Genomic DNA, 21,148 nt, shown 5'->3' with positions numbered 1-21,148 from the left:
CTAGGATCGCCAGAGGCGCAAGCGCTGCAGCGTCAATTCAATCGCAGCGCAAGAACAGTCTTCGAACGTGTCCAAGGTGATGGCACTGCGCGCCTTCGCCGATGGGTCAACGCAACATTGGAAGATCGATAATTAGGGAGGATTCAGCAATGACTAGAAGTAAGTTCTTGATCGGAGTCGCGCTCGGCAGCCTTGCGGCGGGGACCGCACACGCCCATACAGCGGCAGATGACACCGCAGCGCCGGCAGCACAGACCGAGACCGCCGGCACGTCCGGCGCGGCAGGCGACACGGGTGAGATCATCGTTACCGCGAACAAGCGCGAGCAGCGCCTCAACGATGTGGGCATCACTGTCGCCGTGGTATCGGGTGACGATCTCAAGGATCGCCAGATCGTCAATCTTCAGGATCTGGCGCAGTCGGTTCCGGGCCTGACATACACCAACACGGCGAATGGTACGCCAGTTTATACGCTCCGTGGCGTCGGCTTCAACGAATCCTCGCTCGCTTCCTATCCAACCGTCAGCGTGTATCTCGACCAGGCTCCGTTGGTCTTTGGTGTGCTTACGCGTCACTCAGCCTACGATCTCGAGCGCGTCGAAGTTCTCAAAGGCCCGCAAGGAACCCTTTTCGGTCAGAACTCGACCGGCGGCGCGATCAACTACGTCGCCGCGCAACCGACCGACACGCTCACCGCCGGGGGCAGCATCAGCTATGGCCGCTTTAATCAGGTCATTGGCGAAGCCTACGTCAGCGGGCCACTGAGCGATACGTTGAAGGCGCGCATCGTTGGACGGATCGAGCGCGCTGATGACTGGCAAATCAGCAATTCACGCCCGAATGACCGCAACGGCAAGACGCAGAACTACATGGCCCGGGTGATCGTCGATTTCGAGCCTTCCGACGCCATTCGCTTCAATCTGAACGTCAATGGATGGAAGGACGAGAGCGATACCCAAGCACCCCAATTTATCGGGCGTTCGCCGCAGAATCCTGTGCTTGCACCGGAATTTCTGAACGCTCGATTCTCGCCCGACAATGCGCGCATCGCTGACTGGACTCCGGGAACACCGTTCAGCGACAACAGGATGTTGCAGGCGGTGCTGCGGGCAGACATCGACCTGTCCAGCGACATAACGCTGACCTCGCTGACGGGCTACGTTGATTACAAGCAGCGACAGGGGAACGAGGGCGAAGGTCTTCCTCTCGCGGCGTACGACATTCCGTCAGATATTGGGCAGATTAAGAGCTTCACGCAGGAATTGCGGCTGAGTAACGGTGCCGATGGTCCGTTCCGCTGGGTAATTGGTGGCAATCTGGAGCACAGCAGTGTCGATCAACTATTGACGCTATATTACCCGGACTCATCGATTAGCCGCACGTTGGGTGTTGCTTTCGGGTACCCAATCACAGAATTGGATTACAATAGTAATCAGAAGATGCGTAACTATGCCGGCTTCGCCAACGTCGAATATGACTTCACCGAACAACTGACATTGAAGGTTGGTGGTCGCTACACCAGTGCAAAAACCTCTGTAGACGCTTGCAGTGTGGCTACGGACAGTCCGACAAACGGTACCGGGGCGTTTTTCTTCGACATCCTGCTTGGAGGAGCGTTCGGCGCCTATCGTCCCGGGCTGTGCTATCCGATTAACGATCAACCAGTTGCGGTCGGCGGCGTCGCGCCGGGCGCGCCGGGCGCATATACCGGCACCTTGAAGGAAGATAACATATCGTGGCGCGTCGGCCTTGATTACAAAGTAACGCCCGATGTCCTCCTCTACGTGAACGTAGGCAGGGGCTATAAGGGCGGCGGCTACCCGGCGGTTTCGGCTTCCACCTTCACGCAATATTTGCCTTACCGGCAGGAATCGGTCCTGGCATATGAGGGTGGTATCAAGGCGACCCTGTTGGACCGCACGCTGCAGCTCAATGCAGCGGGCTTCTACTATGATTATAGCGATAAGCAGCTTCGCGCGCGGATCATCGATCCCGTCTTCGGCCGGCTGGAGATCCTACAGAACGTCCCGAAATCGACGATCAAGGGTTTCGAACTCGAAATGACGGCGCGGCCGAGCCGGCAGCTCACGGTAAGCGCTGCTTTCACTTATATCGACTCCTCGATCGACGAATTTATCGGCATCAACGGCGCCGGGCTTCAGGGTGATTTCTCCGGTACGCCGATCCCGTTCACGCCCAAATATCAAGTCGGGGTGAATGCGGACTACTCAGTCCCGCTCGGTGGGTCGCTTGAAGGCTTCTTCGGTGCCGGCATCAATTACCGCTCCGACACGTCGGCGGTAATCGGCGGCGATGTCAATCCTCCCGGCCTGGAGCAGTCGGGCAGCGGACCGATCTACAAAATCGACGACTATGCGCTGGTCGATTTGCGCGCCGGCGTGAAGGTGGATGATGGCCGGTGGCAAATCTCTGTGTTCGGCAAGAACGTCTTGAACGAGTTCTATTGGAACAACGTATCGGCTGCTCAGGACTCGGTCATCCGCTACACCGGCCAGCCCGCGACCTATGGCGTCGAACTGCGCTTCAGGATGTAAGCGATCCTCCACATCCTTCTCTCTACCTGGCGCTGGTTTCCATCGGCGCCATTTTTTTGCCATATGCATCGTCACAGGGTTGCGGACGGCGGCTGGATTGAACCCGACGCGCCGCTTTCACAACGTCGCAGAATGCGGCGAGCGCCGAATGCAAAGCGGCCCGGAAGCGGAGCTCCCGGGCCGATAGAGTCCGACAATGCGGCGGCGCGCGCGACGGCACGTCTCGTCAGGGCCTCAAAGCTCGATGGTGCGTACCGGGTCGCTGCCGCCCCATCCGACCGACTGCTCGCGGATGAAATCATAAACCTCGCTCAGCGCCTTCGATCGCGTACACAATTCGATCAGATGCCCGTACCGCGCCCGCGTATCGACATGGATGACTTCGATGCCGTTGGTCAGAACACCGTGCAGGATTGTCTCGATCCCTTTGCCCGCGAGTTCGGCGGCATGCGAGGGCGCGTCATCGATGATATACGCCATGTGGTGCACGCCATAACGATTGCTTCCTTCGGGGAACACATCGTGCAGTGACGACGGCCCAGGCTTGTTCTGCTGCATGAACTCAATCATCACGTCGCCCCATTGACCGAACGATGATGAGTGATCCCAGTCGCTCGGCTGCCCGCGGTAAAGACAGCTGGAAAATCGAATGTGTTCGGCAACGTAGAACGGGCCCGATCCGAAGGTCGCCGCATGCTGCGCCGCCGCCTCGCGAATATCTGGAACGAAATACGCGATCTGATCTGGAGTTTTTACCACTTCACCACCTCGCCTAGCTGTCACTATCGTTGTGCGCGGCCAACCGCCTCGCAGCCTGGGGTCCGGATCATGTCCAACCCGTCTACGTCCTGGCCCTGGGACGCTAGGCATATTGCGCCACAGGCGCAATGAAGTTTAGAACAAATGATAGCTATACAGCATGTCTGGCCTACTCTAGGGCGCTGCCTTATTGTCGAGCTTTCGTTTAGTAGTTGACGTGACAGGTTTGGGGGGAAAGCAGCACACCATGCGGCGCGAACAACAGAAGGAAGTGCGCAGAAGGGCTATCCTGCATTCAGCCGAGACACTGGTCCGAGAGACTCACAGCGTCGACTTCTCGATGATCGATCTCGGCAAGAGGGCGGGCTTGAGCACGGCCACAACCTATAATCTGATCGGTTCCAAAGCGACGGTGCTCTACACGCTGCTGAACCAGTCGCTGTCACGGCTGTTCGAGCAGAGCCGCTTGGCATATCGCGGCAACGATCCAATCGAACACATTCTGATGGCAGCAGACGTCGCGGCGCGGTTTTTCACGGCCGATCCAAATTTCTACAAGCCGATGATGATGTTCCTGCTTGGCGTGCCGGATCCGGTTCATCGGCCGCAATTCATGCAGATGGCGTTCAATTACTGGGCGGATGCCGTCGAGGAGCTGGCGACGGCGCTAAAGACCTCCGAACCTGTTGAGGCAGCGGACATCGCGCTGAACTGCCACATCCTGTTCGCCGGCGCGCTCGATCTGTGGGTCCAGAACGAGTTGGACAATGCCCAGTTCCAGGCGCAGGTGCACCACAGCGTAGCGATCCAGCTCGTCTTTCTGGCGAACAAGCGCGTTCAGAACCGATTGCTTAAGTCAATCCGCGAAACGCGCGCGCAGCTGCCGCCACTCGCCCGGCGAAGCGAAGCGGCGGCCCAATAGCATCGCCGCCTTCCCGCGGCCGGCGGCGGTCCGGGGGACGAGCCGCCGGACCGCGCCTGTTCAGGCGTATGCGGGCGCCAGGTCCTTGATCGCCCAATCACGGAAGCTGAGTGGCTGAGGTACGAGCGCGGCCAGCCCACTCTGGTTGGACGCGGTTTCCGGCTTTGACAGCCAGGTGTACAGCGGCACCCCCTGAGGCCAGTTAGCCGCCAGCCCTTCAAGCGGTATCGAAAAGGGCACGACGGTCCGTCCAAGCACGTCGGTCAGCGTGTCGGCCATTTGCGACAAGGTCAAGGTTTCGGCGATCAGATTGACGTCGCTGCCGGCCAATTCGGTGCCACGATCCGCAATCGCCGCCGCCGCACGTCCGATGTCGAATGCAGAGACAAGTTCCTGCGGCACATCGACCGGTAAAGGCATCGCCAACACCAGCACGCCATCCTGTTCGCTCAGCGGGAAGAACGTCTTGGCATTGTCCATAAACGACGCGGGACGTGCGATCACCGCCGGAATGCCCAGTTCGGCGATCCGCTCCTCGATCGCACGCTTCGATCCGACGCTCAACACACCGTGGCCGTTACCGGCCAGCGCGGATTGGTAGATGAAGAGCTTGGTACCCAGTTCGGCGGCCACTTCGGCGGCAATCATGCCCTGGATCGCTTGGCCCGTATCGAACGCGTCCATCAGCGACTTGCCGACGAAGTAGATCGCGTCGGCACCGTCCGCCGCCGCGCGCACGCTAGCTCGATCGTTCATGTCGATGACCACCGTCTGCGCGCCGGCGTCGCGGAGTGCCTGCGCTCCTTGCGAAGCGTCATCGCGAGTCGCGCCTTTGACCGTCCAGCCTGACGCGAGCAATGCCTTTGTCGCTTCCGAGCCGGTCGTGCCCGTTGCTCCAAACACGGTTACGTTACGCGTCATGGCGTCTCTCCTGCAGGTTGCCAAAACTTATATTGGATTTGAATATCCGTTAGTCCCATTCGACGCTGCGTCAATTGCCAATTTGCAGCGTTCGCCGCGCCAGTGGGCCTTGGCGAGAGCGCGAGGAGTAGCGCTGAGGCGCCTGATACTACATCCCCAATCCCGTGCAATTCGGTTGACAATCTTGGAACTGGTAATAATCTTTTGGAAGAAACGCAGGAGCCATGATCGCTTTGACGAAGATGGCCGACCGCGATCCAAGGAGAGGACCAAATGATTCACGAACACAGTGATGCGCGTGTCGGCTCACAGGCAATCACGCCCCCCGCCAAATTCGCGCACGTCGCGTTGCGCACGGCCCGGTTTCGCGAAACGGTCTCGTGGTACAAGACCGTGCTGGGCGCAAAGGCCGCATTCGAGAACAGCGAGATCAGCTTCCTCACCTATGATGACGAGCATCATCGCATCGCGATCGTGCGCAACCCGGATCTGACGCCGTCCTCCGACACCGCTAGTGGGATACACCACATTTCGTTTACCTACGACGCGTTGCCAGATTTGATGTCGAACTATGACCGCCTCAAGAAGCAAGGGATCGAGCCGGTGTGGTGCATCAACCATGGTCCAACGACATCGATGTATTATCTCGATCCCGACGACAACCGGGTGGAATTGCAGGTCGAGAACTTCCCGGACCTGGAGTCGTCCTATGCCTATTTCGCCAGCAAGGAATTCGCCGCCAATCCGATCGGCGTCGAGTTCGATCCAGACGAGTTGCTCGAGCGCGCGCGCAAGGGTGAAGTCGATCTGACGGACCGCGGCAACATCGGAAACCGCGGCGTCTCTAACCTCAACCTGCGCTGACCGGTTCGGGTGCCGACATCCCGATCGGCGCCCGCACAATGTCGCCGCGGCGGGCGCGCCGCGCCCCGAAACACATGCAAGGAGCTTCAAATGTCGGAGGAACGATTGGCAGGGAAGGTCTGCGTCATTACGGGGACCGGGGGCAGCATGGGGCGTGTCGCCGCGTTGCAGTTCGCGAAGCAGGGCGGCAAGATCGTCGGCTGTGACATCAATGTGGAGCAGGACGCGGAGACAACCGCGCTGGTCAGGGCGGCGGGAGGCGAGATGACGTCAATCGCGCCCTGCGATCTGACCCGGGAGGATGATTGCGCGGCGCTGGTCGAACTTGCCATCGCATCCTATGGGCGGATCGACGTGCTCTATAACAACGCGGCGATGGCCTATTTCGAGCCGATGGAGTCGATCGGCATCGACTCTTGGTCGAAGACTATCGATCAGGAGTTGAATCTGGCGTTCCTGCTCACCCGGGCGGCTTGGCCGCACCTGAGTGAACGGGGCGGCTGCATCGTCAATGTCGGGTCGACCTGTGGCATGCTCGGCTATGCGACATTACCCTCAGTGGCGCATGCCGCCGCCAAGGGCGGCGTGATCGCCATGACCCGGCAGATGGCGGCAGAGGGCCGTCACCAGGGTATCCGCGTAAACAGTATCTCGCCCGGCCTGACGCAAACGCACCAGACCGTGCCTTTGCTGGCTGAGCAGCGTCTGGCGGAACCGCTTCTCGCAAAAATAATGCTTGGCCGCGTGGCGCAGCCGGAAGAAATCATCGCAACGGCGCTCTTTCTTGCCTCCGACGAGAGTTCTTACATCACCGGTGTCAATCTTCCGGTCGATGGCGGGATGACTGCCTGGTAGCGGCGCTGCAGCGGGGCTGGCTGATATGGAAAGCCGGTCGCGGTGAACGCCGATGTGATCGTGATCCAGTCAGGAAGGCATGTAACGCTGCATGCCTTCCCGCTTGACGCGCCGGCGACGTTGCAGGCGTGCCGGCCTGCGGGGTTGCGATCCGGCCTGCGGCAGGAAGGCAGCGCGGATGGCACCCTCCCGGTCGGCAGGTCACTGGAACTGATCAGCCAACCGCAGCTTGCGCCGCCGGCAGGGTCTGTGCCTGCCGCGCCATTTCTCTTGCCGCGATATACCCGAACGTCATCGCCGGGCCCAGGCTGACGCCGCCACCGGGATAACGGCCGCGGAATACGTGGTTGCTGTCGACCCCCGTGGCATAGAGGCCGGGGATCGGCGCACAGTCTTCGTCGAGCACCTGTGCAGACGCGTTGACCTCCAGCCCGCTCAGCGAACTCAGTGTGCTGACCCGCACCTCCAGCGCGTAGAACGGGCCGGTCCGGACCGGCCCCAGCGTCGGATTGGGCCCGTGTGCGGGATCGCCCATGAAGGCCGAGATCGAACTGTAGCCGCGCTTGAACTCAGGGCACTCGCCCCGGGCGGCATGTTCATTGAAGTCCTCGACGGTGCGAGTCAGCACGGCTGGATCCAATCCGATCTTCTCCGCCAGCGCGGTGATCGTAGGTGCCTCGAAGATATAGCCCCGCTTGACCCAGGGCCGGGGCGAGAAGGGCTTCGGCTTAACCATGCCGATCCCATACTTTGCGACCGCCGGCGCTTCGGAAATCATCCAGACCTTTCCGACGCCCTTGCTGTGCGCTATCTCGCCAAATGACTGATAGTTGATCGCCTCGTCGACGAACCGCTTGCCGCTGCGAGCGTCCACCATGAGCGACCCGGGACAGTGCCGGTCGAAAAACAGCGACGGGAATCTGGCAATCGTGCCGTCGTTGCGCGGGAACGATGAGGACGGCACCCAGATCCCATTGCTTGCATTGTCGGTCTGATGCTTGCCGCCCGCCTGAACGCCCATCGCGATACCGTCGCCGACATTGGTTTCCGGCTGCAGCGACCACCCTTGCGATGCCTGTGGTAACAAATTGCGCCGCATATCGTCGTTCGCGCTGTATCCGCCCGACGCGAGCATGACGCCGACGCGCGCGCGAACCGGGACGATCTTGCCGTTACGCTCGACCAGCACCTGGGCGATGCGGCCGTTCTCACGCACGAGCTCCTTTGCCCGAGACCGGTTCCAGAATTCGGCACCGGCATCGCGCGCCGATTTGAACAACTGACCGACCAGCGCATTGCCGTTCACCATCCGCCGGCCCCGGCGGCCGCGAAGTCGATCCCAGGCATATTCGGATACACGGCCGATGGCGAACATCGCATTGGCAAGCGAGCGGCTCCATGCGCCCATACGCACCGCGTCGTAAGGCGCGATCTGCATGCTGTGGAACAGACCCGCCTCCTGGATAGGTGGACGGATGCTGTCGAAATCCGCGCCGAGCAGATTGCCGTCGAAATCGGCCGTCATGTGCGTCCGTCCGATCCCAGCCCCCTCCAGTTCGGGTTCATAATCGGGCATGGGCACGCCGACCAGGCGAACCCAGCCTTCGCCTTCCACAAACTCCAGCATCGGATTGACGTTATCGAGATAGGCTTCGATTCGCTCGCTCTGGTAATAGTTGCCCAGCAAAGCCTGAATATACTTGCGCGCTTTTTCCTTGCTGTCGGAGATGCCGAGTGCCTTCTGATGCTTGCTGCCCGGAATCCACACGCCGCCGCCAGAATAAGCCGATGTTCCGCCGTAAAGGTCCGACGCCTCGAGCACCAAAACGCTCAGGCCACTCTTGGCAGCGGTGAACGCCGTCGTTAGCCCGCCAGCACCCGAGCCTACAACTACCACGTCGTATTCCATCATTCCTCTCCCAGCGGCCTTTTGGCTCTCGCGCGATGTAATACTCGCCATTCGCCGCGCCACCTGACCGCCGTAGTTATTCGCGGTCGCGTCAGGGGACGTACTGAATCTTATATTGGATTATACCATTTCGGAACGCAAGCAAGAAGGTGATCGATTGGCGGCAATGATGGGCGTCCATCGGACACGCCTCGCCGCTCGGCACGAAATGCCGAACCTCGATTGCCGCCTGCGCAGTCTGTCTACAAAAAACCAGTGGATTTAGTCTCAGTTATAAATAAGTAGGTCGCGCAGCCTGAGCGCGCGCGGCGCGTGTGATCGACGGCAGGCAGAGGAGAGCAAACGATGAGCACGCGGGAAGTGATCGAGCGTTATTGGACCTTGCTGGTCGAGGGTAACTTCCCGGCCGCGCTGGAACTGTTCGCCGAAGAGGGCAGCTACACCGTCAGCGGCAAAACGCCGATTTCAAAGAAATATGCGCCGAAGGCCGCGCTTTTCACCGAGTTTATGGAGGCGGTCGGCCCGCTGTTCGCCAACGGACTGCCTAGGTTTACTACCACCGATATCGTCGTGGAGGGCGATCGAGGGGTCATCATCGCCACGGGACTCTGCAAAGGCGGCTACGGCACCTACGATCAGACCTTCTGCTTCCACATTACAGTCGCGAATGGTGAGATTACCAAGCTTGTCGAATATGCCGACACGCTACAGATCGAAACGGCGCTGATGGGCGGCACGCTGACCCGCAAGGATGGCTCCACCGTTGGGTGAAGGTCGCACCATAGGCGTCGAACTGTGGTACCAAGGGCGCCCTATGCACGAGGATCGCCCGGTTCCGTCAGTATACGCGGCGCGGCCACCCCGACATGCGATCCTGCCAGCGCGTCACCCGGCGCTGGCAGGATTGACGGGCGCAACGGCGCTCGGAGGACGAGCCGCGGTTGCATCCACAGCCGAAAGGCCCCGACTTCTTGGTCAAGCTTTAGAAAAGACGATCGAGAAAAGACGTCGGCTGGGATTTAGTACAACGTTGCCGCGCGCACCTTACCGGTCGCTTTCAGTCCAAGCACTTCGGGCAGGATCTGCGTAAAGTGGATGGCGGCAACGCCGAGCTTCAAGGCGCGAAAAGGCGGGGTCGCCTAGTGAGTCGGCGGCGATGCAACCTTGCTTCCACGAGCCAGGCGGATCCGCGACCCTCGCGAAAGCCGCGCAAGATCAAACTGTGCCGCAGCGAAAATGGGATGGTCTAGGGGGGCAGCCAGCCGCGGCGACAACCTCCCGCCAGGGCCGCGCCATCTCGAGTGCGTAGTTCCACCCCCGCGGAATGTTGTTTTTCCCAGAGGATGTCTGCGTCACCAGCTATTCTGTTTGACCTGCCTTGACGTGCGCCCCTGAAACTCCGCCAGTCTGAGCTGGAGTCCTTCACAAAGGTGGACGAAGATGAAGCGCAGCAGGTTTACCGAGGAGCGGATTATCGGGATCTTGCGGAATCATCCATCGGGCGCTGCTGCGTCCCAGCGCCTGAATCGGCTTACCATGTCCCTAAGAGTGAGGCCTGAATCAATCGACGTATAGACCCGCATCGGGCGACCATTCGGAGCGTCTTGATACGTACCGTCATTCATCAGACGAGGCGTGGGGATCACCTTATAGCTGCTTGACGAAGGATCTGGCTGAATCGGCGGCACGAGCGCGGTAAGCGTCACGAGCGGACTGTCGCCCATTACCGAGGCTTCGGTAAGCGGAAGCTGAGGGAAACCAGGTATGCTCCCCAGCTTCGCGACCATCCCATCCAGCTCGGATTTAAGATAGCGTCCCAAAGGTCCGGCGGCGGCTATATCCTTAATCTCGGCGCTGCTGAACAGCAGTTGGCGGTAGGCGTTGCGAGGGACTTGCCAGATTTCGATGTCAGACTCGTTGAAGATCACCTTCGCGGCGATCGGGTCGATCGCGAAATTAAATTCGGCTTCCGCCGGGCCGGGCGGCGGATAGGCAAGGTCCGAGTGTTCGCGACCACCGATCCAGATCAGTTTCATACGACGCGCAATACGAGGCTCGGCGAGGCATGCCAGTGCAAGGTCTGTCAGCCCGGCTCCTGCGGCATAGAACAGCGGTTCGCGCGCATCATCCCGCATCGCCTCGCGCACGATTGCCGCAGTGGCAAGGCCGGGCTTTCCTTGATCCCGAGAGGCAAGCGGCACCTGCGATCCGGCAATTGGCGAGTGAATGCTTTCCATGTTCATCAGCTTCAGCAGTTCCCGCGCCTTGGCGCTGCCTTGGCTGGCGGATTGGGGGCCGCCGAAGTGCGCGGGAAGATGCGAGCCGATGATGACCGGAATTTTGACTGCGGGGCAAAGCAGGTGGTGGGCCAGTTGAAATAGCCCATCGGGGTCGCCCGCGAAATCATTGTCGATAATGACACGGGCCACGGACGCCTGCCGGAGGGATTTGGCGTCAGCGTGCGTCGCGAGGCTTACAGCGAGCGCACCGGCGGCGCTGATAAAATGGCGTCGATCGATGTTGGTCAGCACAATGCAGGCATCCTTACCTCCGTGAGTGTCCTATCGTACCCCACCACTAGCGACAGGTAAAATCGCGGATCTTTTGGACAGTATAGGCTGTTGCTATAGATGCCCGTGCGTGAGTTTCACCTTTCAGGGCGATTACCCGAAACAGCCTGCATGGTCGCCACCGAGCTATGGATCCGAACCATTTTCCTGAAGGCAACGGCAGCTCAATGCAGCCGCTGCCCCCGCGCTCGCCCTACTCCGCCCATTGCGGAGCTCCGCTTGCGTTGCAGCAACCGGCGCCGCTTTAACGCCTGAGAGGTCTCGCCCGCCCCGCCCGCACGATCGATCGGCAGTGAAGCCTTAACCCCGGGTAACCAGGGCGGGGACGACGCCCGATTCCCCAAATATCCGCGAGCAATTTTCCATTCGCCGATTGCCGCGAACGCCGCGCCCATCGCAAATGACACCGCGGCTAAGATGCGAAAAACGGCTGGCTAGCATCAGGACTCACTGATTGAGCCAGAACCAGTCTGCGTCATAGTCCCCGTCGCTCCGACAGCGTTTTGGCCCTGGTCAGGGCGTCGATAATAAGAGTGGCCGCTTTGTGTAGCTCCTCTGCCCTTCGCTCAGCAGCATGACAAGTAGCCTATCCTTGCCATCTTAGACGGCACGGAGCTGGACTTCATACCGCCTTTGCAAGTCTGATACGTCGGGGACAGGCCCTTTTTTTGAGCAGCTCGCCGCCGTCCGATGTGCCTTTTAAATAGGTCGCATCGATCATCAACTGGTCGGGCTTGCCGCCCTGCCCCGCGAGACCTGCGAAGATTCTGTTGAACAAGACAAGGCGGGTTCAGCGGATGAACCGATTATAGATCGTCTTCGACGGCCCGTACTCGGCACGCGCATCGCGCCACTGGAGCCGTTCGTGATCGCGAAAACAATCCCGCTGGTGATCCGGTGCCATCAACCCGTGGCACCTCGTGCGGGAGCGGAAATGCGGCTCGATCCCGCGCATCTGCTGCTCCTACAATCAGATCAGATCAATCATCGCAACGCCTCCTCGCACCGCCATTGAATTGACGGGCTGCTGCACTTGCAGCAATTTGATAGGTCATGAGCCTAGTCGGGGCCAACGACCATCGTCTCAACGTTGACGCGATCTCGCTCGACGAAGTGCAGGCCGAGCCATGGGTCCTCCCGGCGGTGCGCGGCACGTTCTTACAGCAGATCGCTGCGTGTTCGGCATCTTCGCGATGGATCGCTGACCGGGATCGCGCAGGCGCTGCCCGACGCGTTGATCGCGCAGGACTGATCCCATTGGCGCAATCATCGCGCTGCAAGCGACTAACTCCGGTGGTCACTCCGTTATAAGCGTCACGGGACCGATCAGGCCGGATGCGCGCAACGGCGCGTCCGGACGATAGGTCGGGGCGGCGACGAAGGTCACCTTCTTCGCATCGGGCTGTTGGTCCCCGATTAGGCGGTTGACCCACAGATTGGCCACCTTGACCTCCAGCTTGTTGATGCCGGGCTTTACCCATTTGCCGATATCGAGCCGATAGGGCGCGAACCAGCTGGCGCCGGCGAGTTGCCCGTTGATCCGCACTTCGGCCACGTCGCCTACCTTGCCGAGGTCGAGGAACAGCTTTCGGCCCAAACCTGCCGCCTTGGGCATCGTGAACGTCGAGCGATAGGTCGCGGCGCCCGAGAAATAGCGGATGCCGGTATTCGCGTTCGTTTCCAGCGGCTGCAACACCGGCATGGCAAGGCCGACGGGCGCGCCCCGCCCCGGCTGGAACGTGACCGACCATGCATCGGTTAGGCGCGCCGCTTCACGCAGCGGCCGCGGCGTCACCACTGCCGATGGCGCAGTTGCGGGCTTGCGGAACACGACGAAGAACGCATCCTCCGCGCCGACGTCGAGCGACACGATCGTCTCCCCGCCCTCGATCCGATACGACAGCGGCGCGAGCGACCCGTCCATCGCCCGCCACAGCTCGGGCTGCTTGCCCGCAACGCGCAAACGCATTTCGATTCGCCCCGACCTGCTCGTGCGATTGTTCACGAAATAGAGATCGCCGTCGTCCAGCTTGCGGTGCACGAAGCGATAGTCGGTGTCGGCCGCGCCTGCGACGATGGCGAGGTCCGGACGGACACCCGCTTGGTTCAATCCGGCCTCGACATCCCGTCCCGCAATTACGCGCCCCTTGCCGACCGCTCCGCCGGCCCACAGGCGATCGGCCAGCGCCTTGAACGCCGCCGGGTCGTCCTGAAGTCCCGGCGAACGCTGCGGCGCTTCGCCGATCACGGTGGCGCCCGCCTCTACCAGCGCCGCGATCCGTCGCAGCGTCGCAAGCGTCATCACGCGGCTCGGTCCACCCAGATACAGCGCGCGATAGCGGGCGGTGCCTGCCACCAGCTCGCCATTATCGACCTTCATCCGGTTGGCGAGGATGTCGGCGTTCACGAAGTCATAGGCATAGCGGACTGGCAGATCGGTCGGCACGCCCCGTTCGAACAGCGCGGTGATCGGCGCGTCTTCGCCATAAAAATAGGCGATATCGGCATGATCGCGCCCCTGCTGAAGCAGATAGCCAGTGCGCGACATGTAATCGACCCATGGCTTGGCCATGCCGGCCCAGCTTTCATGCCGATTGAAATACTGGCCGAAGATCAGCAGGCTGAGCCCCGGTTCCTTGTCATCGACAGGCGAATGCACCGATGTATGCACGATCGGGCGATTGACGCCCGATGCGAACTCCAGGTCGATGATGCGCTTGAGGTCCGCCGGCGCGAACGCCCAGGGCGCAAAGGCCGATGTCATCGATTCGGCCGAGACGATGTTCTGGCCGTAGACATGCGCGACCGACGCCGCCCCCTTCATGTCGCCGAGCAAGGTCGGCCGGGGTGCTTCGCTGCGGCCAAAGCTCCACAGGGCGGCCATCGGCACGTCGGCGTGTGACCGCATTGCGAGGTCATCGCCCAGGACCGGACGCCCGTTTTCGAGCGCCTCGCCGTAGACGATCATGCCGTTCTCGTGCGCCACCTTGGCGATCGTGCCGTAATGGGCGTCGGCCAGCAGATCTGCCAGCGTCTGACGGTAGTCGTGCAGAAAGGCGTCGCTGCGCGCGCGTGAACCGACAACCGTGCCGGTCAGCGTCGGCAGGAACGGGACCGGATCATAGCCACGCCGCGCCTTGAACTCCTCGATCATGCGCGGCGTCCAGTTGGACGCGCCAACCTCGATGCTGTCGGTTACCAGCGCGCGGATGCCGCGACGTCCGATCCAGTTGGAACCGACGGCGTCGCGATACATGCCGATATAGGTTTCCATGTAGCGGCGCACTGCGCCGGCATCATATTTGTCGACCTCAAGTCCAGTCGCTTCGGGCGTGGCGGGATGATTGGTCTTGCCGGTCAGCGACCAGCCCAGCCGCACGATGCGCCAGTCGCTGCCCTTGGGCGGCGTCCAGTCGAGCGTACCGTCGCTCCGCAGATGCTCGGTCACGTCGAGGACCTTGGCCGGATCGACCGCATCGCCGTCGCCTGCGGTCGCAAGCCCCGCATAATCGGACAGGATGGTGTAACCGGCCTTCGCCTCGAACTGGTCGATGCGCGGCTCGGCATGCAGCCTGAACTCCCCGATCGCCAGCGTCGGCGACTTGGGTTGCGCAAAGATGTCCACGACGATGGCACCGGGCGCGCCGTTGCTCAGCCCGGCCGGCTGCACGCCGCGATTTGGCGCGATGACCAGCCGAAAGCGCCGCGCGGTGACCGCCTCGAAGCCGATCGTGGTGCTCGCCTCACCCAGCCTGAAATCGCCCAACCGCGTCCAGCGGCCATCCCGCTCGACCTCCAGCACGGGCTGATACATCGGTTCGCGAAACGGCGGGCGGGCATTGGGAACGAATAGAGTCGCGGCGCGCACCGTCACCGGCTTGCCGTAATCGAGCAGCAGTGCGCCCGGCTGCGCATCGCTGTCGACCGAAACCGCTGCCGTCGTCGACAGATCGCCATCGCTCAGGGCATCCGACGCCACCGTGCCGTCGCCGGTCTGGCTGATCGTTGCGCGCGGCAAACTGGCCGCCCGCATAGGATAGGCCAGCACCCGCGCGTCGCGATACAGCGGCGCGGTCTTTTCCTGAAAGCCGTCATGGGCCTCGCTCGAGCCGGCACTCTGGAACGCGCCGATCGTCGAGGGCGGCATGGGCAGCGGCGCGGCGCGGCGTTGCCCGCCGCGCAACTCGGCCTCAGCCCAGACCAGCTTCTTCATGCCGTCTTCCGGCTTGACCCATGGGCCGCCCGTCTCGCTCCAGCCCGGCGATGCGGCGATCGTGAACTCAAGCCCCTTGGCGTCGGCTGTGCGCACCGCGTGGCGGAACGCGTCCTTCCACCCGTCCGTCATATAGATCAGCCGCTCGGGGACGATTTGCGGCGTCTGCAGATTGGCATCGAAGTTCTGGACGCCACCGATTCCGATGCTCGCCAGCCACGCCAGATCCTTGTCGATCCCGTCCTTGCTGATGTTGCCGTTCAGCCAATGCCACCACACCCGCGGGCGCGCGGTCTGGGGCGGCGCCTGAAACCCGTCGGCCAGTTCGTCCGCGAGCGCCGGCGCACCCAGCACAGAGCAGGCGAGCAGCAGGGCAAAACGGGCTTTCCACGACGTCATCGGCAGTTCCTTACGGTCAAATCTTCAACGGCGCGCCATCGCCGGCAAATAGGCGGCGCAGCGCGAAGGCCGTCACGCCGGCACCGAGCAGCGCGCCATAGACCGCCTTCCCTGCCAGCAGCGTCGCAAATGGCAAGGTGGCGGGCAGCAGCGCCGGCAATAGCAATCGGTGCGCCACAAAGGCGACCGCCGTCACCCCCAGCGCAGTCAGCAGCGCGCCGACCAGCGGGTGGCGGCGCGGTGGCAGGAACCGCGGCGCGCCGGGGATCGAGCCGCGGCGCAATCGCCGTTGCGTCAGCAGCGTCGGGACCAGCGCCGCCATCAGCGCGACCATGAAGCTTTGCGGCAGCGCGTCGGCGATCAGCGCGCGCACGGCCACCTCCCGTTCGCCAAGGAACAGCGCGACGACGAACAGGATGCTCAGCACCGCGTTGATCACCGCACTGACCGTCGCTTCGGTCAGGATATAGCGCCCGTACCTGCCAGTCATCGCCTCGTGCACCTCGAGGCGTCGATCGAGCGCCAAGCCCGGCCGTCCGTCCGTAATCGGCAGACGCCTCACAACGCGTTGCGACGCGCGATCGTGCCGAGGATCCCGGCGCTCGGCTTGGGCGTGCGTTTCCAGGTCGTGCGATCGACGCTGCACAGGCCGAACCTGGCTTCGTCGAACCCGCTGCCCCATTCGTAATTGTCGAGCAGCGACCAATGGATATAGCCCTTGACCGGCACGCCCTCATCCATCGCGACCTTCAGCCCCTTGAGCGCAGCGGGAATCAAAGCCGCGCGAATGCGGTCGTCAGCGGTGCCGACGCCATGTTCGCTGACCAATATCGGTCGGCCAGTCGCCTCATGGATATAGCGGACGGCGCCCGCCAGCGACGGAGGGTAGACCTCCGCACCGCGGAAGTTGCGCGGCCCGCCAGAAGGCGGCGCAACCAGGCCCTTGTCGTCCCACAAAAAGCGCTCGTAATTCTGCACGCCGACAAAGTCGTCGCCCTTCACGGCGGCGAGCCAATCGCCGTGCAGTTCGGCTCGCTTGGCATCGCGAAGGCTGTTGGCCCCCACCGCCTGATCGTCCGCCACCGCCAGCGTGACGCCTACCGGGAGGTCGGGCCGTACGCCCTTGATCGCGTCGCGCGCTGCCTTGTGCCCCTTCACCATATTGGCGGTGAGCAGCGGAACGTCTTCCGGCGGCACCGTGTTGGCGACGACGAACTTGGGAACGTTGGCGGCGCGCGCGGCAGCGGCAAGGTTGGCGCGCAAACCGCCGACGAACTGCGGCGGCAGCACGATCGACAGTATCTTCCCGATATTCGGTTCGTTCAACGTCGTCGCCATCTCGACACCTGCGGCAAGGTGGCGCGCGGCGCGCTCGCAGAAGCGCGCGAACAGCGCCGGCGATTGTGGATGAAGCCAACCGCCCTGCGCCGCAAACCAGCGCGGCGTGGCGAAGTGATTGAAACTCAACACCGGCGTGATGCCACGTGCGCGACAGCCATCGACCATCGCCTTGTAATGATCCAGCATGGCCAGTGAAAACTGACCCTGGTCCGGTTCGATGCGTGACCATTCCAGGCTGAAGCGATAGCTGTTCAGGCCGATCGACTTGACCAGATCGAGATCGTCGGCCCACCGCTCAAGGCTGTTCACCGCATCGCCGGAGCGCTCACCCGTGATCGTCGGGGTGACATTCTCCAGCAGCCACTGGTCGCTGTTGGTGTTGTTGCCCTCGACCTGATGACCGGCGGTCGCCGCACCCCACAAGAATCCTCGCGGAAAAGCCGGGGTCGCCGCTGCGGCCGGATCCAAACCGATGGCCGGCGTCGCTATCGCACCGGCGCTGGTCGCCAGAAAGGATCGGCGGTTCATCACTGCGCCATTCAGGTTTCGGTCGGTCATGCGGCGTGTTCCTCTACGAAAGCGCAAATCTCGTCGGCCAGGCGCCGGTCCTGCGTGCCGAGATGCAAGGTCATCGAATAGTGATTGTGCCCGGGCTGCACGATCGTCCGGGGCATCGCCCCATGGGCCGTAAGCCGAGCTTGTATGACGCCCAGAAACTCCGCCTGAAATCGTGGCGGATCGAACTCGGCGCACGCAACCAGCAGCGGGAGCTTCGTCGCGGTGACCGCCGCCATCGGCATGCGGCTCGGATAGCGCGCGGCGTCCCCATAATAGGGCACGTCGCGCGGCTCGAGCGGCGTGTACCCATAGAGCCCCGACATCAGGATCGCCGCGCGCAGCTCGCTCTCGCCCCCGCTCGCCAGAAATCCGGCGACGTGCACCGCGCCCGCAGAGGTGCCGGCCAGAACGATGCGGTCGGCATCCCCGCCATATTCGGCCGCGTGAAGCTTGAGCCAGGCGACGGCGGCCCCGACATCTTCAGCGCCGGCGGGCCATTGGTGATCGGGGGCGAGCCGATAATTGATGACGACACCGACCAACCCGGCCCGCGCCGCCATGCGCCCGACATTGGCGTTCGCCCAGCTGCCCGCGTCGCCCTTGTCCCCCTTCATGAACCCGCCGCCATGCACGAAGACCAGGATCGGCGCGGGTTTCGCTCCGGCAGGGCGATAGATATCCAGCCGATGCCGCGGATCGGGCCCGTAGGCAAGGTCGCGGCCATGCGGCGTTAGATCGTGCGCGATGGCAGCCTGTACCGCATCGAACAGGCCGCGCGTTGCCGTCAGCACGTCTGGCCCAAGCGCGTGGCCCAGTTCGGCAATGCGTCTGGCAATCGTCATGCAACGCTCTCCATCGGCCCGTTCCGACCTCGCGGGAGAGGTTGTCCTCCCCCGCCCGTCGATCAGAAACGGCCTTCCAGCGAGAGGCCAATCGTCCGCCTGGCCTCACGGCTGCGCCAGTTGACATAGCCGCCATCGGAGAACGGCAGGCCCAGGATGGCCGAATTGAAATCGACGTTGAACAGGTTGCGGACGAACGCGCCGACGCGCCATGCCCCATCGGTGTCGCCGATCCCCACGTTCAGATTCACGATCTCATAGGCTTCCTGAATCGTGTATCGATCAGCCACGGCATTCTGCGTCTTGCTGCGGAAGGACAGGTTGGCCGCCGCATCGAACATGATGCTGTCGGTCAGTGGACGTTCCCAGTTCACGCCGACCACCGCGCTGTACTTCGGCGAACCGGGCAGCACGTTGCCGGCCGCCTGATACAGCGGCGTCGCCGCGGTAGAACCGGGCGCATTGCACTGGGCCGCGGCCGTACCTTCGACCACGAATACCGTCGGGCAGGCCGTCAGATAATCGGTGAATTTGGCATCCGAATAGGTGAAGGACGCATTGGCCGAGAAGCCCGCACCGGGACGCGCCACCAGTTCCAGCTCGAACCCCTTCACTTCAGCGCTGCCGGCGTTTTCGGTCAGGAATTCCTGACCGTTGAAGACCGACGTCTGGAGATCCTTGTACTTGTCCCAGAAGGCGTTGATGTTGACGGTCAGCGTGCGGTTGAGGAACTGCATCTTGGCACCGGCGGTCACGTCGTTGACGATCTGCGGTGCGACCTGGCTGCGCGTGCCGGTCAGCGCCGAGAAGGTGACGGTCGGGCCAAGATAACCACGGGCGTAGGTGGCATAGAACAGCAGATCGCGGTCAGGCTTGAACTCCAATCCGGCGCGACCCGAAAAGTCCGTCTTTTTCGCCTCACCGGTCTGAAGCGTACGGGCCGTGTAAGGCACCGTGCCCGATGGCGTGAAGTTGTTCGACGGCATCGGCGGGACGAACGGCGGCAGAGCCGGATCGACATAGGAGAAGTTGCTGGCGCTGACCTTGTCGCGCGTGAGGCGTCCCCCGCCGATCAGTCTGAGCGTATCGGTCAGATGGTATTTGCCGTCGAAGAACAGCGCAGCGCTGTCCGACGTCGTGCGGGTGATGTTGTAGCCCGCCGTGATCGAAACCGCGGGGAAGGCGCTGTACGGCAATGCCGGTCGCAGCAGCGCGCTCTGTCCGTCGCCAAGTCCGGTCTTCTGCCGCGACAGGAAGACGCCCGCGATATATTCAAGCGCCCGGCCCGAGGGCGAGGTGATGCGCAGTTCCTGCGAATAGAAGCGCTTGGTCTCACCCGTCGCCTTGGCGAAGAACTTCTGATAGGGCAGCCCGTCGATCGCATAGGTGTATGGCGCTTCGTTGAACTCACGATAGGCGGTGACCGAGGTCAGCGTATGGCTGCCCAGCTCCAGGTCCATCTGCAGCGAAGCACCGTAATTCTCCACATCGTACGAACCGGCGCCATCCTCGATCGACACGTCATTGTGCCGACCGAAGGCAACGCCCAGCGCGGCCGGGTTCACGAACGGCAGACCGGCGATGCCGCCCGGCGCCGTTTGCGCCGCCGTCAGCCGGTTCAGCGTCCAGGTCTGGGTCGGGCCATCCTGCTTCTGCCGCGAATAGTCACCGATCAGATAGACCGAGAAGGCGTCGGATGCCTCGAACAGCAGCTTGGCGCGCGCGCCGTAATTGTGCTGGCCGCCCCACTCCTCGTTGCGCACGGTATTGCGGATGAACCCGTCATAGGCACGGTCGAAAGCGAAGATGTTGAGCGCCGCCTTCTTGCCGAGTGGCAGGTTGACGGCACCATGGATATCCCGCTCGTTGAGCGATGCGTAGGACGCGAAGATGTTCCCGCCGAACGCGCCCAGTTCGGGCCGCTTGGTGGTGATGTTGATGACGCCCGACGACGCGTTCTTACCGAACTGCGTGCCCTGCGGCCCCTTGAGCACCTCGATCCGCTCAAGATCGCCCAAGCTGTTCACGGGGCTGCCGAAACCGATCACGACGTTATCGACGACCAGGCCGACCGGCGCTTCGGACGCGCTGCTGAACCCGCCCAGCGTGCCGACACCGCGTACGCGGAAGCCAGCGTCATTCGGCGTCGTGCCGAACTGCACACCGGAAAAGGTGTAGGCGATGTTCGTCAGGTCCTTGAACCCTGTCGCCGCCAGCTGATCCGCGGTCACAGCCGACACGGCAAGCGGCACGTCCTGCAGCCGCTCCGCGCGGCGCGTCGCCGTGACGATGATCTCGGTGCCGTCCGAAACTGGCTCGGCCTGAGCGGCCGCTGGTGCACTGTCCTGTGCCAGCGCCGGTCCGGCGAGCGCAAAGATGCTGACGCCGGCCAGGCCGGCAACGATCGATTTGAAATGATGCATGATGTATCCTCCCCAGG

General features: G+C 62.5%; 16 protein-coding genes. 5 read left to right on the top strand and 11 right to left on the bottom strand.

The features are described 5' to 3' along the window. The first annotated feature begins 167 nt into the window (after positions 1 to 167). Complete coding sequence (locus M9978_RS07555) at positions 168 to 2,555, top strand: TonB-dependent receptor (protein ID WP_254292393.1); 2,388 nt, start codon at positions 168 to 170, stop codon at positions 2,553 to 2,555. 234 nt (positions 2,556 to 2,789) lie between these two features. Here the strand turns inward: M9978_RS07555 and M9978_RS07550 are convergent, their stop codons facing one another. Next, complete coding sequence (locus M9978_RS07550; protein WP_254292392.1) at positions 2,790 to 3,314, bottom strand: VOC family protein; 525 nt, start codon at positions 3,312 to 3,314, stop codon at positions 2,790 to 2,792. 247 nt (positions 3,315 to 3,561) lie between these two features. Here M9978_RS07550 and M9978_RS07545 point away from each other — a divergent pair, with 247 nt between their 5' ends. Continuing rightward, the gene (locus tag M9978_RS07545; RefSeq protein WP_254292391.1) at positions 3,562 to 4,236 is read left to right on the top strand and encodes a TetR/AcrR family transcriptional regulator; all 675 of its coding nucleotides are present in this window, start codon (positions 3,562 to 3,564) and stop codon (positions 4,234 to 4,236) included. A 60-nt stretch (positions 4,237 to 4,296) separates the two neighbouring features. Here M9978_RS07545 and M9978_RS07540 read toward each other — a convergent pair whose 3' ends face one another. Beyond that, positions 4,297 to 5,157: an NmrA family NAD(P)-binding protein gene (locus M9978_RS07540; RefSeq protein WP_254292390.1), complete on the bottom strand. Its 861-nt coding sequence runs from the start codon at positions 5,155 to 5,157 to the stop codon at positions 4,297 to 4,299. 273 nt (positions 5,158 to 5,430) lie between these two features. Here M9978_RS07540 and M9978_RS07535 point away from each other — a divergent pair, with 273 nt between their 5' ends. Next, the gene (locus M9978_RS07535) at positions 5,431 to 6,021 is read left to right on the top strand and encodes a VOC family protein (RefSeq protein ID WP_254292389.1); all 591 of its coding nucleotides are present in this window, start codon (positions 5,431 to 5,433) and stop codon (positions 6,019 to 6,021) included. A gap of 90 nt (positions 6,022 to 6,111) precedes the next feature. Further along, positions 6,112 to 6,876, top strand: a complete 765-nt coding sequence (locus M9978_RS07530; protein ID WP_254292388.1) for an SDR family NAD(P)-dependent oxidoreductase — start codon at positions 6,112 to 6,114, stop codon at positions 6,874 to 6,876. A 214-nt stretch (positions 6,877 to 7,090) separates the two neighbouring features. Here the strand turns inward: M9978_RS07530 and M9978_RS07525 are convergent, their stop codons facing one another. After that, positions 7,091 to 8,785 carry an FAD-dependent oxidoreductase gene (locus M9978_RS07525; protein ID WP_254292387.1) on the bottom strand — a complete coding sequence of 565 codons (1,695 nt, stop codon included), beginning with the start codon at positions 8,783 to 8,785 and terminating at the stop codon, positions 7,091 to 7,093. 345 nt (positions 8,786 to 9,130) lie between these two features. Here M9978_RS07525 and M9978_RS07520 point away from each other — a divergent pair, with 345 nt between their 5' ends. Beyond that, complete coding sequence (locus tag M9978_RS07520; RefSeq protein WP_254292385.1) at positions 9,131 to 9,556, top strand: nuclear transport factor 2 family protein; 426 nt, start codon at positions 9,131 to 9,133, stop codon at positions 9,554 to 9,556. Between the two features lie 719 nt (positions 9,557 to 10,275). On the opposite strand, the gene M9978_RS07515 is transcribed toward M9978_RS07520, so the two are convergent. The 8 genes from M9978_RS07515 to M9978_RS07480 form a co-directional block, all read right to left on the bottom strand. Further along, positions 10,276 to 11,316 carry a nucleoside hydrolase gene (locus M9978_RS07515; protein WP_254292383.1) on the bottom strand — a complete coding sequence of 347 codons (1,041 nt, stop codon included), beginning with the start codon at positions 11,314 to 11,316 and terminating at the stop codon, positions 10,276 to 10,278. Positions 11,317 to 11,977: 661 nt separating this feature from the next. Further along, the gene (locus M9978_RS07510) at positions 11,978 to 12,133 is read right to left on the bottom strand and encodes a hypothetical protein (protein WP_254292382.1); all 156 of its coding nucleotides are present in this window, start codon (positions 12,131 to 12,133) and stop codon (positions 11,978 to 11,980) included. A gap of 12 nt (positions 12,134 to 12,145) precedes the next feature. Beyond that, a complete protein-coding gene (locus M9978_RS07505; protein ID WP_254292381.1) occupies positions 12,146 to 12,310 on the bottom strand; it encodes a hypothetical protein in 165 nt (54 codons plus the stop codon). 342 nt (positions 12,311 to 12,652) lie between these two features. After that, positions 12,653 to 15,967: a glycosyl hydrolase gene (locus M9978_RS07500; RefSeq protein WP_254292380.1), complete on the bottom strand. Its 3,315-nt coding sequence runs from the start codon at positions 15,965 to 15,967 to the stop codon at positions 12,653 to 12,655. Positions 15,968 to 15,983: 16 nt separating this feature from the next. After that, complete coding sequence (locus tag M9978_RS07495) at positions 15,984 to 16,457, bottom strand: hypothetical protein (protein ID WP_254292379.1); 474 nt, start codon at positions 16,455 to 16,457, stop codon at positions 15,984 to 15,986. Between the two features lie 68 nt (positions 16,458 to 16,525). Further along, entirely contained in the window at positions 16,526 to 17,839 is a 1,314-nt protein-coding gene (locus tag M9978_RS07490) for a family 1 glycosylhydrolase (RefSeq protein ID WP_254292502.1), read from the bottom strand. A 23-nt stretch (positions 17,840 to 17,862) separates the two neighbouring features. After that, positions 17,863 to 18,708, bottom strand: a complete 846-nt coding sequence (locus tag M9978_RS07485; RefSeq protein ID WP_254292378.1) for an alpha/beta hydrolase — start codon at positions 18,706 to 18,708, stop codon at positions 17,863 to 17,865. Between the two features lie 62 nt (positions 18,709 to 18,770). Beyond that, positions 18,771 to 21,131 carry a TonB-dependent receptor gene (locus M9978_RS07480; RefSeq protein WP_254292377.1) on the bottom strand — a complete coding sequence of 787 codons (2,361 nt, stop codon included), beginning with the start codon at positions 21,129 to 21,131 and terminating at the stop codon, positions 18,771 to 18,773. Positions 21,132 to 21,148 lie beyond the last annotated feature (17 nt).

Source organism: Sphingomonas tagetis, from assembly GCF_024211275.1.
Lineage (GTDB): Bacteria > Pseudomonadota > Alphaproteobacteria > Sphingomonadales > Sphingomonadaceae > Sphingomonas > Sphingomonas tagetis.
This window is presented reverse-complemented; position numbering and strand designations above follow the sequence as displayed.

Bases quoted from the DNA above. Each gene is read 5' to 3' on its own strand.
- M9978_RS07500 (WP_254292380.1), bottom strand. From the start codon at position 15,967: ATGACGTCGTGGAAAGCCCGTTTTGCCCTGCTGCTCGCCTGCTCTGTG.
- M9978_RS07530 (WP_254292388.1), top strand. From the start codon at position 6,112: ATGTCGGAGGAACGATTGGCAGGGAAGGTCTGCGTCATTACGGGGACC.
- M9978_RS07480 (WP_254292377.1), bottom strand. From the start codon at position 21,131: ATGCATCATTTCAAATCGATCGTTGCCGGCCTGGCCGGCGTCAGCATC.
- M9978_RS07525 (WP_254292387.1), bottom strand. From the start codon at position 8,785: ATGGAATACGACGTGGTAGTTGTAGGCTCGGGTGCTGGCGGGCTAACG.
- M9978_RS07505 (WP_254292381.1), bottom strand. From the start codon at position 12,310: ATGCGCGGGATCGAGCCGCATTTCCGCTCCCGCACGAGGTGCCACGGG.
- M9978_RS07540 (WP_254292390.1), bottom strand. From the start codon at position 5,157: ATGACGCGTAACGTAACCGTGTTTGGAGCAACGGGCACGACCGGCTCG.
- M9978_RS07545 (WP_254292391.1), top strand. From the start codon at position 3,562: ATGCGGCGCGAACAACAGAAGGAAGTGCGCAGAAGGGCTATCCTGCAT.
- M9978_RS07520 (WP_254292385.1), top strand. From the start codon at position 9,131: ATGAGCACGCGGGAAGTGATCGAGCGTTATTGGACCTTGCTGGTCGAG.
- M9978_RS07535 (WP_254292389.1), top strand. From the start codon at position 5,431: ATGATTCACGAACACAGTGATGCGCGTGTCGGCTCACAGGCAATCACG.
- M9978_RS07495 (WP_254292379.1), bottom strand. From the start codon at position 16,457: ATGACTGGCAGGTACGGGCGCTATATCCTGACCGAAGCGACGGTCAGT.
- M9978_RS07485 (WP_254292378.1), bottom strand. From the start codon at position 18,708: ATGACGATTGCCAGACGCATTGCCGAACTGGGCCACGCGCTTGGGCCA.